This window comes from Mycobacterium sp. UM_11, assembly GCF_001414075.1.
Lineage (GTDB): Bacteria > Actinomycetota > Actinomycetes > Mycobacteriales > Mycobacteriaceae > Mycobacterium.
Genome location: NZ_LATC01000125.1, coordinates 1 through 12,188, shown reverse-complemented (window position 1 = coordinate 12,188; position 12,188 = coordinate 1). Strand labels below are relative to the sequence as shown.

12 protein-coding genes and 1 pseudogene are annotated in these 12,188 nt (G+C 70.2%); 10 read left to right on the top strand and 3 right to left on the bottom strand.

What is annotated here, in order from left to right; all coding sequences use genetic code 11:
• On the bottom strand, positions 1-252 hold a 252-nt coding region (locus WU80_RS22060; RefSeq protein ID WP_197286006.1), incomplete at its 3' end, for a class I SAM-dependent methyltransferase.
• Positions 253-494: 242 nt separating this feature from the next.
• On the opposite strand from WU80_RS22060, the gene secY reads away from it, so the two are divergent.
• From secY to WU80_RS22020, 8 genes are read left to right on the top strand one after another with little or no spacing between them, the layout of a single operon-like run.
• Positions 495-1,820 (top strand): preprotein translocase subunit SecY, encoded by a 1,326-nt coding sequence (gene secY / locus WU80_RS22055; RefSeq protein WP_055405236.1) that lies wholly within the window; start codon positions 495-497, stop codon positions 1,818-1,820.
• Entirely contained in the window at positions 1,817-2,362 is a 546-nt protein-coding gene (locus tag WU80_RS22050) for an adenylate kinase (RefSeq protein ID WP_055405235.1), read from the top strand. Before secY ends, WU80_RS22050 begins: the two co-directional genes overlap by 4 nt.
• A 2-nt stretch (positions 2,363-2,364) precedes the next feature.
• Positions 2,365-3,165: a type I methionyl aminopeptidase gene (gene map, locus WU80_RS22045; protein WP_055405234.1), complete on the top strand. Its 801-nt coding sequence runs from the start codon at positions 2,365-2,367 to the stop codon at positions 3,163-3,165.
• A 49-nt stretch (positions 3,166-3,214) separates the two neighbouring features.
• Positions 3,215-3,760 (top strand): sigma-70 family RNA polymerase sigma factor, encoded by a 546-nt coding sequence (locus WU80_RS22040; RefSeq protein ID WP_082459985.1) that lies wholly within the window; start codon positions 3,215-3,217, stop codon positions 3,758-3,760.
• A 42-nt stretch (positions 3,761-3,802) separates the two neighbouring features.
• A complete protein-coding gene (locus WU80_RS22035; RefSeq protein WP_156349710.1) occupies positions 3,803-4,519 on the top strand; it encodes an anti-sigma factor in 717 nt (238 codons plus the stop codon).
• A 15-nt stretch (positions 4,520-4,534) separates the two neighbouring features.
• Complete coding sequence (locus WU80_RS22030) at positions 4,535-5,737, top strand: NAD(P)/FAD-dependent oxidoreductase (RefSeq protein ID WP_055405231.1); 1,203 nt, start codon at positions 4,535-4,537, stop codon at positions 5,735-5,737.
• A gap of 17 nt (positions 5,738-5,754) precedes the next feature.
• Positions 5,755-6,321, top strand: a complete 567-nt coding sequence (locus WU80_RS22025; protein ID WP_055405237.1) for a DUF4389 domain-containing protein — start codon at positions 5,755-5,757, stop codon at positions 6,319-6,321.
• Positions 6,318-6,944, top strand: a complete 627-nt coding sequence (locus WU80_RS22020; protein WP_055405230.1) for a class I SAM-dependent methyltransferase — start codon at positions 6,318-6,320, stop codon at positions 6,942-6,944. The genes WU80_RS22025 and WU80_RS22020 overlap by 4 nt, the downstream gene beginning before the upstream one ends.
• Here the strand turns inward: WU80_RS22020 and WU80_RS22015 are convergent.
• Complete coding sequence (locus WU80_RS22015; RefSeq protein WP_231633888.1) at positions 6,931-9,330, bottom strand: ABC transporter permease; 2,400 nt, start codon at positions 9,328-9,330, stop codon at positions 6,931-6,933. The genes WU80_RS22020 and WU80_RS22015 overlap by 14 nt on opposite strands.
• An 89-nt stretch (positions 9,331-9,419) precedes the next feature.
• Positions 9,420-10,115, bottom strand: a complete 696-nt coding sequence (locus WU80_RS22010) for an ABC transporter ATP-binding protein (RefSeq protein ID WP_055405228.1) — start codon at positions 10,113-10,115, stop codon at positions 9,420-9,422.
• An 80-nt stretch (positions 10,116-10,195) separates the two neighbouring features.
• Between WU80_RS22010 and WU80_RS22005 the strand changes: the two genes are divergently transcribed.
• Both WU80_RS22005 and WU80_RS22000 read left to right on the top strand, forming a co-directional pair.
• Positions 10,196-11,941 carry a thiamine pyrophosphate-binding protein gene (locus WU80_RS22005; protein ID WP_055405227.1) on the top strand — a complete coding sequence of 582 codons (1,746 nt, stop codon included), beginning with the start codon at positions 10,196-10,198 and terminating at the stop codon, positions 11,939-11,941.
• Positions 11,922-12,188: pseudogene (locus tag WU80_RS22000) on the top strand (SRPBCC family protein); the annotation flags it as partial. The gene WU80_RS22005 and the pseudogene WU80_RS22000, both read left to right, overlap by 20 nt.

Sequence of the window (12,188 nt, the reverse complement as noted above, 5' to 3'; positions counted from 1 at the left end):
AGATGTGTATAAGAGACAGGTCTCCAGCTGCAGATCACGGTCCCCGTCATCCCCGCCCGGCGGGACGACCTCGCCGTCGACCAGCTGGCGGAAGAATTCCAGGCCGACCGCCCGTACCAGCGGCGCCGCGAACGGGTCGTCGATGATCGGGTTGCTACCCTCGCTGGCCAGCGCACGCGCCGCGGCGACCATCGTGGCCGTGGCACCGACGCTGGACGCCAGGTCCCAGCTGTCTTGGTCAGTGCGTGTCATGGTGCTCCTATTTATTTAGCAAATGCAACGAGCCACCAGAACTCTACGCCCCGTGGCTTACGGCTTCCTGTGTTGTTCCGAGCGTCAAACGGGCTGTGGCCGACGGCCCTGAACGGGCCCACCCGAATCAGCTGTTAGTCTCGTACACGGTTTGACGCGCTATAGATAAGGCGGCCGTACGTCCTGGCCTGCGGGTGTTGGGCGCGTAATGCAGGAGACCCCCCGGCTGCGCAGGAGGAAGAGTGCTTTCGGCTTTCATCTCATCGCTGCGGACAGTCGATCTGAGACGGAAGATCCTCTTCACGCTGGGCATCGTCGTTCTCTATCGGCTGGGCGCCGCCCTGCCGTCCCCCGGTGTCAACTTCCCGAACGTCCAGCAGTGCATCAAGGAGGCCAGCGGCGGCGCGGCCGGCCAGATCTATTCGCTGATCAACCTGTTCTCCGGCGGTGCGCTGCTGAAACTGACGGTGTTCGCGGTCGGGGTGATGCCCTACATCACGGCCAGCATCATCGTGCAGCTGCTCACGGTGGTCATCCCTCGGTTCGAGGAACTGCGCAAGGAGGGCCAGTCCGGCCAGGCCAAGATGACGCAGTACACCCGCTACCTGGCCATCGCGCTGGCCATCCTGCAGGCCACCAGCATCGTGGCCCTGGCGGCCAACGGCGGGCTGCTGCAGGGTTGCTCGCTGGACATCATCGCCGACCAGAGCATCTTCACCCTGGTGGTCATCGTGATGGTGATGACCGCCGGCGCGGCCCTGGTGATGTGGATGGGTGAGCTGATCACCGAGCGCGGCATCGGCAACGGCATGTCGTTGCTGATCTTCGTCGGCATCGCGGCGCGCATCCCATCCGAGGGCAAGACCATCCTGGACAGCCGCGGTGGGGCCATCTTCGCCGCCGTCTGCGTCGCCGCCCTGGTGATCATCGTCGGCGTGGTGTTCGTCGAGCAGGGTCAGCGGCGCATCCCGGTGCAATACGCCAAGCGCATGGTGGGCCGGCGGATGTACGGCGGAACGTCGACGTACCTGCCGCTGAAGGTCAACCAGGCCGGCGTCATCCCGGTCATCTTCGCGTCGTCGCTGATCTACATCCCGCACCTGATCACGCAGCTGATCCGCAGCGGTAGCGGCGGCGTGGGCAACAGCTGGTGGGACAAGTTCGTCGGCAGTTACCTGTCCGACCCCAGCGACCCGATCTACATCAGCATTTATTTCGGGCTGATCATCTTTTTCACGTACTTCTATGTGTCGATCACGTTCAATCCCGACGAACGCGCCGACGAAATGAAGAAGTTCGGTGGCTTCATTCCCGGCATTCGACCGGGCAAGCCCACCGCCGACTACCTGCGCTATGTGCTGAGCCGGATCACCCTGCCGGGCTCGATCTATCTCGGCGCCATCTCGGTGCTGCCCAACCTGTTCTTGCAGATCGGCAATGGCGGAGCGGTTCAGAATTTGCCGTTCGGCGGTACCGCGGTTTTGATCATGATTGGCGTCGGTTTGGATACGGTCAAGCAAATCGAGAGCCAGCTGATGCAGCGCAACTATGAAGGGTTCCTCAAGTGAGAGTCGTTTTGCTGGGACCGCCGGGGGCGGGCAAGGGAACGCAGGCCCAGAAGCTCTCCGAAAAGCTCGGAATTCCGCACATCTCCACCGGGGAGCTGTTCCGCAGCAACATCGAGAACGGAACCAAACTCGGCTGCGAGGCCAAGCGCTACCTGGACGCCGGCGACCTGGTGCCCTCGGAGCTGACCAACCAGCTCGTCGACGACCGCCTCAGCGATGACGACGCGGCCAACGGGTTCATCCTGGACGGCTATCCGCGGTCCACGGAGCAGGCCAAGGCGCTGCACGACATGCTGGGTCGCCGCGGCACCGACATCGACGCCGTGCTGGAGTTCCGCGTCTCGGAGGAGGAGTTGTTGCAGCGCCTCAAGTCGCGGGGCCGCGCCGACGACACCGACGACGTGATCCTGAACCGGATGAAGGTCTACCGCGACGAGACCGCCCCGCTGCTCGAGTACTACCGCGACGAACTCAGGACGGTCGACGCCGTCGGCGGCATGGACGAAGTGTTCGCCCGCGCCCTGCGGGCGCTGGGCAAGTAATCGTGAGCGCGCTGGCGCGGCTGCGAAGCCGCAAAGTCGTGCCGCAGCGCACCGCCGACGAACTCGACGCGATGGCCGCGGCGGGGGCGGTGGTCGCGGCCGCGTTGCAGGCGGTGCGGGCGGCGGCGGTGGCAGGCGTGTCGACCCTGAGCCTCGATGAGATCGCCGAGGCGGTGATCCGCGAGGCGGGCGCCATCCCGTCGTTCCTGGGCTATCACGGCTACCCCGCGTCGATCTGCGCGTCGGTCAACGAGCGGGTGGTGCACGGGATCCCGTCGGCCGCAGAGGTGTTGGCTCCGGGCGACCTGGTGTCCATCGACTGCGGGGCGGTGCTGGACGGCTGGCACGGCGACGCCGCGGTCACGTTCGGCGTCGGGAGCCTCGACGCGGCCGATGCGGCCCTGTGCGACGCCACCCGGGAATCGCTGGAGGCCGGCATCGCCGCGATGGTCCCCGGCAACCGGCTCACCGACGTATCGCACGCCATCGAGGCGGGCACGCGGGCGGCCGAGGGCCGGCACGGGCGGGCGTTCGGGATCGTGGAGGGCTACGGCGGCCACGGCATCGGCCGGCACATGCACATGGACCCGTTCCTGCCCAACGAGGGCTCGCCCGGGCGCGGCCCGCTGCTCGCCCCCGGATCGGTGCTGGCCATCGAGCCGATGCTGACCCTCGGCACAGGCAAGACCGTGGTGCTCGACGACGAGTGGACGGTCACCACCTCCGACGGTTCCCGCGCGGCACACTGGGAACACACCGTGGCGGTCACCGACGCCGGTCCGCGCATCCTGACGCTGGCTTAGCGTGAACTAAACCGCCATTCGACTCGTTTCAGTAGTCGGAGGTGATGGAGTGGCCCGTGTGGCAAGCAATCGGAGGGCGTCGGGGGCTGCCGAGGCCGCTCTGATGAAGGCGCTCTACGACGAGCACGCGGCGGTCTTGTGGCGCTACGCGCTTCGGTTGACCGGGGACGCGAGCCAGTCCGAGGACGTGGTGCAGGAGACGTTGCTGCGGGCCTGGCAGCATCCGGAGGTCGTCGGGGACACGGAGCGCTCGGCGCGGGCGTGGCTGTTCACGGTCGCCCGCAACATGATCATCGACGACCGGCGCAGCGCGCGGTTCCGCAACGTCGTCGCTTCGACCGACGAGGCGGGCGCGCCGGAACGGTCGACGCCGGACGAGGTGAACGCGGCGCTGGACCGGCTGCTGATCGCCGACGCGATGGTGCAGCTGTCGGCCGAGCACCGGGCCGTGATCGACCGGTCCTACTACCGCGGATGGACGACTGCGCAGATTGCTGCAGACCTCGGCATCGCCGAGGGGACGGTGAAGTCGCGATTACACTACGCCGTGCGGGCGTTGCGGCTCACTCTGCAGGAACTTGGAGTTACCCGCTAAGGGGCTCCGAAATGCTTGAAGGGTGATGAGGGAATGGATGAGATGAATACGCCGCTACGGGGCCTCGGCCCGCCCGCCGATCCGTACGTGATGTGGGATGCCGCATACGTTTTGGGCTCGTTGTCGGCCGCCGAGCGGCGCGAATTCGAGGCGCACCTGGCGCACTGCCCCGCGTGCCGCGAGGCGGTCGCGGACCTCAGTGGCGTGCCCGCCCTGCTGTCCCAGCTGGGCCGGGACGAGGTGGCCGCGATGAACGAGGCCGGGTTGCCGGCCACACCGGAGATGTCGCCGGAGCTGTTGCCGTCGTTGCTGGCCAAGGTGAGCTGGCGCCGGCGCCGCACGCGCATCGTGACCTGGGTGGCCTCGTCGGCCGCGGCCGTGGTGCTCGCGATCGGCGTGTTCGTCGGGCTGCAGGGGTATTCGTCGTCCTCGTCGCAGCAGGTGGCCGCCTCCTCGGCGCCGATGGCGCAGGTGGGCACCACCCTGCTGACGTCGACGGTGCAGCTGTCCAGCCAGCACTGGGGGACGTCCATCAACCTGCGGTGCGTGTGCCTGGCCCCGCTCAATGCGCACCACGACACCCTGGCGATGGTCGTCGTGGGCCGCGACGGAAGCCAGACCCGGCTGGCGACCTGGGTGGCCGAACCCGGCCACACGGCGACGCCCGCGGGCAGCATCTCGACTCCGGTCGACCAGATCGCCGCCGTGCAGGTGGTGGCCGCCGACAGCGGCCAGGTTCTGCTGCAGCGTTCGCTGTAGGGGTCGGGAGCTGACGTGACTGGCCACCGGCGTCCGCTTCGGGCGCTGGTGGTGGGCGCCGGGGTCGGGGGCATCTCGGTCGCCCGCGGACTGTTGCGGGACGGCCATGACGTCACCGTCTACGAGCGTCGACCCGAGCTGCGGGCGCCCGGCGGCGCGGTGACGATCTGGTCCAACGGCGACACGGTGCTGCGGCAGCTGGGCGTCGACATGGACGGGGCCGGTCAGCTGCTGTCCACCGTGCGCGCCGTCACCCGCACGGGCCGTCCGCTCGCCACGCTCGACGTGTCGGTGATGGCGGACCGGCTGGGCGCGCCCGTGCGGATGGTTCCGCGCCGGGTCCTGCTGGAACGGTTGCTGGACGGCTTCGGCGCCGACCGCATCCGATGCGGCTCCCGCGCGATCGCGTTCGAGGACACCGGCGACGGCGTGCGGGTCGAGTTCGCCGACGGCCGCGCGGTCGAGGGGGACCTGCTGATCGGCGCCGACGGCCTGCACTCGATGGTCCGCGACCGCGTCGGCGGTCGGCAGGCCCGGCCCACCGGCTGGTGCAGCTGGCAGGGGCTGACCACGCTCGCGGACGTCCCGGACAAGGGCACCGCGCTGATGGTCATCGGCGAGCGCGGAAACCTCGGCCTGTGGCCGGCCGGGGGCACCGACGTGCAGTGGTGGTTCGACCTGCCGTGGGCGCACGGCTTCGTGCGGCCGCAGCGCCCGATCGAGGAGATCCGGTCCCATTTCACCGGCTGGTCCGACGCCGTCGACCGCGTGCTGGCGGCGCTGACCGACGACGACCTGGCGCACTCGCCGTATCCGCACTTCCGCCATCCCATACCGCCGGCGGGCCGGGGCCCGATCACGTTGCTCGGCGACGCCGCACACACGATGCCGCCCACCCTGGCGCAGGGGACCAACCAGGCGCTGCTGGACACCATGGTGCTGTGCAAGGCGCTCGCGGACGTGGCGGCGAACGACGACGTGCCGAAAGCGCTGCGCCGGTACGAGAGGACCCGCAGGCACAGGGTGATGGCCGTGTCCCGGGTGGCGTCGCTGCCGGTCTCGCACGGGGAGGTCGTGCTGCGCCCGGCCGCACTGATCCCCGACCGGCTGCAGGCCGCCGCGCTGACGATGTTCCTGCGCTGGACGAGCCACCGTAGGATATCCGCAGAGATCGACCGAGAAATGGGGGCAGCGACGACCAGCCGATCCAGCCCATGAACGACGAATCCGTCCGGGTGCGAGGCGATTTCGATTCGCCCTCGCGCTGGCTCTGGCTGGTGAAATGGTGCGTGCTGGCGGTCCCGCACTACCCGATCCTGATCGGGCTCTACCTGATCTTTCCGCTGTCGACCGTCGTCGCCGGCGTCGCCATCCTGTTCACCGGGCGGTACCCGCGACCCCTGTTCGACTTCAACGTCGGTGTACTGCGCTGGTCCTGGCGGGTGATGAACTTCCGATTCCCGATGAACAGCACGGACCAATATCCGCCGTTCACGCTCGCGTCGCGCCCCGACTATCCCGGCGACCTGCAGGTGGATTATCCGGAGCGGCTGCGCAACTGGGCCGTGCTGGTGAAGTGGCTGCTGGCCATTCCGCAGATACTGCTCTGCTGGTCGATGGAGCCGCTGCTGCAGCTGCTGTGCGTGATCGCCGCGGTGTCGTTGTTGTGCACCGCGACCATTCCGCCGGGGATGTTCGACCTGCTGCTGGGCATCGTGCGCTGGCGCTACCGGGTGGCCGTCTACGTCTCCCTGATGCGCGACGAATATCCGCCGTTCCGAATGGATTTGGGCGCCCGGTGACGCGCCGCAATCCGCTGTTCCCGTACGTCTATCGGTTCGGCCAGCCGGTCTTCGACCGGCTGTTCTACCACCGGTACCGCCGGGCGGCGCTCAGCAACGCCGTCGGGCGGCTGCTGATGCTCGGCCTGGGGCCGGGCACCGATTTGAGGTTCCTGCCCGCCGCGGTGACGTCGGTGGCCGCCGTGGAGCCGGTGGCGCCGTTCCGGCGGATGGCGGCCCGGCTGGCCGCCCGGCACGGCATCGCCGTCGACATCGTCGAGGGCGCGGGCGAGTCGATTCCCTTCCCGGACAACAGCTTCGACTCCGTGCACATCGGGCTCGTGTTGTGTTCGGTCGACGACGTGCCCGCCACCCTCGCCGAGATCCGCCGGGTGCTCACCCCGGGCGGCAGGCTGGTCGTCCTCGAGCATGTGCGGGGCGAGGGCGCGACGGGCCGGTTCCAGGACTTGGTGGCCAAGCCGTGGTCATGGGTGGCCGCCGGGTGCGAGCCGAATCGGCGGACCCTGGAATCGATCGCCGCGGCGGGGTTCGACACCACGGCGCTGCGCACCATCGGCCGCACCCCGGTCCCGTTCCCGTGCAAGCCTCATCTGCAGGGGTTCGCCACCCTCACTCCACGCTGACGGCCTCGATGATGTTCAGCCGCGCCGCGCGCCGCGCGGGCGGCACCGAACCGAGCAGGCAGATCACCAGCGCCCCCGCGGTGAAGGCCAGGGCCATCGGGCTCAGGCGGAAGCCGACCCGGAAATTCATGATGTCCCCGCTGATGAGGCTGAACAGCCACTGGTCGGTCAGGCCGAACAGCAGCCCCAAAATCCCACCGACGAAACCGATTCCGGCCGCCTCCGCCAGGACGGTCCGCAGGGTGAACCGGCGGCTGGACCCCATGGCCCGCAGGACGCCGATCTCGCGGCGGCGCTCGGTCACCGACAGCGTCAGCGTGTTGAGCAGCGCGACGCCGGCCACGGCCACGACGATGACCCAGACCGCGTTGGCGATGAACATGCTCTGGTGCAGCGGCGCTTCCAGCCCCGCCAGCGCGGCGCGGCCGTCGTACACGTGGTTCGGGGCCGGCACCGCCCGGCGGACCTCGGCCAGCAGGCGCCTCGGATCGGCGCCCGGCGCCGCGGTGATCTGCAGGGTGGTCGCCGCCGGGCGATCGAACCACGCCCGCAGGTGCTCGAGATCCATTCCGACCGTGCCGATCACGGTCGAGAAGAACGGCACCAGCGCCAGCACCTGAGCCTGCCGGGGACCCTGCGGCGTCTGCAGCTGCAGCCGATCGCCGGCGCGGACGTGCAGGGTACTGCCGAGGTTCTGCGTGAGCACCACGCCGCGGCCGGCGAGCACGTCGGCGCGCACCCGTTCGTCGAGCGCGCGGAACAGCGAATCGTGGGTTCCGTCGGCGAAGCCGTCCAGCAGGACGCGGGTTCCGCCGACGACGGCGAACCCGAATGCCCCCTCGGTGACCCGCCCCACCCCGGGCAGGGTGGCCACCTTATCCGAAAGGCCTTGCGGCAGTGCGTCGGTGGGGTAGCTGTCGGGGGCATCCGCGCTCACCCACACGTCGACGCCGGCGGCGGGGGCGAACAGGGCGCGGGCCGAGCGGATCATGTCGGCGTTGGTGCCGGTGATCACCACGGTGGTGACCACGCCGATCAGCACCGTCATCACGGTGGCCCACACGCGCCGCGGCGCGCGTTCGACGGTGGCCGCCGCGAGCGCGCCGAACGATCCGAACAGGCGAGCCGTCGCGGCCGTGGCCGCGACGATGGGTGCGGTGAGCGCGAAGCCGAGCGCGATCTCGGCGCTGAGCAGCGCGGCCATCGCGGCGAAGGCCAGCGTGCCGTGCTGGCCGATCACGACCCAGATCGACGCCGCGGCCACGGCGACAGCGCCCGCCCCGGCGGCGACCCGCAGCCAGCGCGGCACCACGTCCGCCGCCGATGCCCCGACGGGCGCCAGGGCTTCGATCGGGGCGACCTTGTACACCTGCCGCGCCGCCATCGCCGACGCGACCACGCTGGTGATCGCCGTCGCCGCCAGGGCTATCGGGATGGCGTAGCCGGGCAGCCCGTACTCGACGCGGGCCTCGAGCCCCTGGGTCATCGCCGGGGGCAGCCGGCCGATCGCGAGGTGGCCCGCGAGGATGCCGATGCCCGAACCGATGGCCCCGCCGATGAGCCCGAGGATCGCCGCCTCGCCGAGCATGTCGCCGACGATGGTGACGCGCCGGCCGCCGATCGCGCGCAGCATCGAGATGACCGGCCGGCGCTGGGTGATCGCCATCGTCATCGTGGTGTAGATCAAAAACGCGCCGACCACCAGCGCGACGGCGGCACCCAGCAGCGCCATGTAGTTCATCAGCCTGACCCCGTCGCCGGCCCGGGCCGCCCGCACGCTGGGCGCGGCGACCAGCGCGCGGCCGTTCACCGCGGCGGTGACCGCGGCGCGGACGGCGCCCAGATCGGCACCCGGCTTGGTGGTGATCATTATCGAGTCGAGTTGACCGGCGCGGCCGGTCACGTTCTGCGCCAACGCAAGTGGCGCGAGGACGTAGTGCCCGCCGTTGAGGTCCGCGAACTGCTTGCCGGCCAGCACCTCGGTGACGGTGACCGACCCCGAGCCCAGTTGCAGCGTCTGGCCCTTCGCGTAGCCGACCCGCGGCCCCACCTGGACGCCGTTGGGCGTGGCGGACAGCTCCTGCACCGGGCGAGCGACCGCGTCCTTGAGCGCGCCGCCCAGCGCGGCGGTGCTGGCGTCCGCGCCGAGCAGCAACACCGGCCCCGTCGCCGTGGCGGCGGACGTCCTGATCATCGGCGCGGCGGTCGCGACGCCGGGGACCGCGGCCACGTCGGCCAGTACGGCGTCGGGGTACCCGGCGTCGGTGATGCCCGACACCTCCAGCGCGGCCACGCCGGCGATCCCGTCGGCCAGCCGGTTGACCGATCCGGTGATGGACCCGAAGATGCCGAAGATCGCGACCAGATACGTTGCGGAGACGGCCATCACGGCGATCGACGCGAGCGTGCGGCGGCGATGGACGGCGAGCTCACGCAGGCTGAACACGCGCAGTCGGCTCGCCGCCGCACCGATCCTCACGCAGGGACCGCCGGTACGTCGGACCCGACCCGCCCGTCCTGCAACGTGATCACCCGGTCGGTCGAAGCGGCGGCGTCCGAATTGTGGGTCACCATCACCACCAGCCGGCCCCGGCCGTCCTCGTGCGCCACCTCGGCGAGCAGCGCAAGGATCGAGGCGCCCGTCGCCGAGTCCAGGTTGCCGGTGGGCTCGTCGGCGAGGATCAGCGGCGGATCCATCATCAACGCGCGCGCCACCGCGACCCGCTGCATCTGACCACCGGACAGTTCCGCCGGCCGGTGCTCGGTCCGGTCGCCCAGCCCGACGCGGTCCAGCAACCGCACCGCGTCCGCTTTGGCGCGGCCCAGCCGGACGCCGTCGAGCAGCTTCGGCACCGCCACGTTCTCCCAGGCCGAAAGCGTCGGCAGCAGGTTGAAGAACTGGAAGATGAAACCCACCCGGTGGTGGCGGAACGCCGACTGCTGCTCGTCGCCCAGGCGCCCGATCTCCTCGCCGTCGAAGGTGATCGAGCCGGAATCGGGGCTGTCCAGCGCGCCGAGCAGGTGCAGCAACGTGCTTTTGCCCGCCCCGGAGGGGCCGACGACCGACACGAACTGACCGCCGTCGAGCCGCAGGCTGATCCCGTCGAGCGCGCGGACCGTCTGACCGCCGACGCGGTACTGGCGAACCACGTTGCGCAGTTCGATGGCCATTTAGACACCACGAGGGCCGCCGGCAAACGGTTCAACCCGCCGGGGTGAACCGATCGCGGGCCCGGCTCGTGTCTGAAGGCATGTTCGGCAAGTACCGGGTGGTCGACCACATCGTCGGGCACCTCGCCGCACTCGGGGTGGATCACGTCTTCGGTGTCGATGGCGCCAACATCGAGGACCTGTACGACGCGGCGCACTTCCGCCCCGAAGTCACCGCGGTGCTGGCCAAGCACGAGTTCTCGGCGGCCACCATGGCCGACGGCTACAGCCGCAGCGGCGCCGGGCTCGGCGTGGTGGCGGCGACCTCGGGTGGCGGAGCGCTGAACCTGATCGCCGGGCTGGGGGAGTCGTTCGCCAGCCGGGTCCCGGTGCTGGCCCTGGTCGGCCAGCCCGCCACCACGATGGACGGTCGGGGCAGCTTCCAGGACACCAGCGGCCGCAACGGTTCGCTGGACGCCCGCGCGTTGTTCTCGGCGGTGTCGGTGTCGTGCGAGCGGGTGCTCGCACCGGCCGACATCGTGTCCGCGTTGCCCCGGGCCGTCGCCGCCGCGCGCACGGGCGGCCCGGCGGTGTTGTTGCTGCCCAAGGACATTCAGCAGGCGGGCATCGCCGCCGACGGCCCCGACGGGCATGCGGGGAGCTTCGGCGCGCCGATCGGCAACCCGCATCCCATCGCGCAGGAACTGCGCCGCGCGACCGGTCAGGTGACGATCATCGCCGGCGAGCAGGTGGCCCGCGACGACGCGCGGGCCGAGCTCGAGCAGCTGCGCGCGGTGCTGCGCGCGCGGGTGGCCACCGTGCCCGACGCCAAGGACGTCGCCGGCACGCCGGGCTTCGGGTCGTCGTCGGCGCTCGGGGTGACCGGCGTGATGGGCCACCCGAGCGTGGCCGAAGCGGTGGCCGCCAGCTCCGTGTGCCTGATCGTCGGCACCCGGCTCGCGGTCACCGCGCGCGGCGGCCTGGACGACGCGCTGGCGGCGGTGCGAACGGTGTCGATCGGGTCGGCGCGGCCGTACCCGAGCTGTGTCCACGTGCACACCGACGACCTACGCGGCTCGCTGCGCCTGCTGACCCAGGCCCTGCGCGGTCACGGCCGCCCGAACGGCCTGCGCGTGCCGGACGTGGTGCGCCGCACCGAGCTGACGCCGCCGGCCTGCCCCGGGCCGGGCGTGCGGTACCGCGACGCCATGGGGGTCCTGGACCGCGCCCTGCCCGACGGCGCCGACATCGTGGTCGACGCCGGCAACACCGGCGCCGCCGCCATCCACTACCTGCCCGCGCGGCGCGGCGGCCGGTTCGTGGCCGCGCTCGGCATGGGCGGCATGGGTTACAGCTTCGGCGCGGGTATCGGGATGGCGTTCGGGCGGGCCAACGGCGGCCGGCCCGGCGGCCGCACCGTCGTGATCGCCGGGGACGGCGCGTTCTTCATGCACGGCATGGAGGTGCACACGGCCGTGCAATACCGCCTTCCGGTGACGTTCGTCTTGTTCAACAACAACGCCCACGCCATGTGCGTGACCCGCGAGCAGCTGTTCTACCAGGACCGGTACAGCTACAACCGGTTCCGGCCGAGCGCGCTGGGTGCGGGCCTGGCGGCCATGTTCCCGGGGCTGACATCGGTCGACGTCAGCGAACCCGCCCAGTTCGCCGCGGCGCTTCGGGTGGCGCTGGACGTCGAGGGCCCGGCGGTGGTCAGCGTCGAGTGCGCCGCCGACGAAATTCCGCCGTTCGCTCCATTTCTCGCCGCGTTGCCGAGCAACGCGGCTCTCGCAGAACAGGTTTCGACCGCAAAGGAGAACCGGGACGATGTCGTTGCCAGCGCTTGAGGATATCCCCATCCCCCTCGACGGGGTGGTCCGCATCGAAACCAGTCCACGGGAGAAGGCGACCCCGATCATCATGGAGATGATGCGGTCGGTGTACCCGCACGACCAGGTCTTCGGCCAGTACTGCACGGTCAACGATTACGTCGATTGTCCGCCCGACGAGCTGTACGAGTACATGGCCGACACCCGCAGCCTGGAGGAGTGGACCTACAGCCTGCGCGGTTTCACCCCTGTCTCTTATACACAT

Excerpts from the sequence above, each read along its gene's own strand:
- WU80_RS22035 (WP_156349710.1), top strand. The coding sequence starts at position 3,803 with ATGAATACGCCGCTACGGGGCCTCGGCCCGCCCGCCGATCCGTACGTG.
- WU80_RS22015 (WP_231633888.1), bottom strand. The coding sequence starts at position 9,330 with ATGGCCGTCTCCGCAACGTATCTGGTCGCGATCTTCGGCATCTTCGGG.
- WU80_RS22010 (WP_055405228.1), bottom strand. The coding sequence starts at position 10,115 with ATGGCCATCGAACTGCGCAACGTGGTTCGCCAGTACCGCGTCGGCGGT.
- WU80_RS22005 (WP_055405227.1), top strand. The coding sequence starts at position 10,196 with ATGTTCGGCAAGTACCGGGTGGTCGACCACATCGTCGGGCACCTCGCC.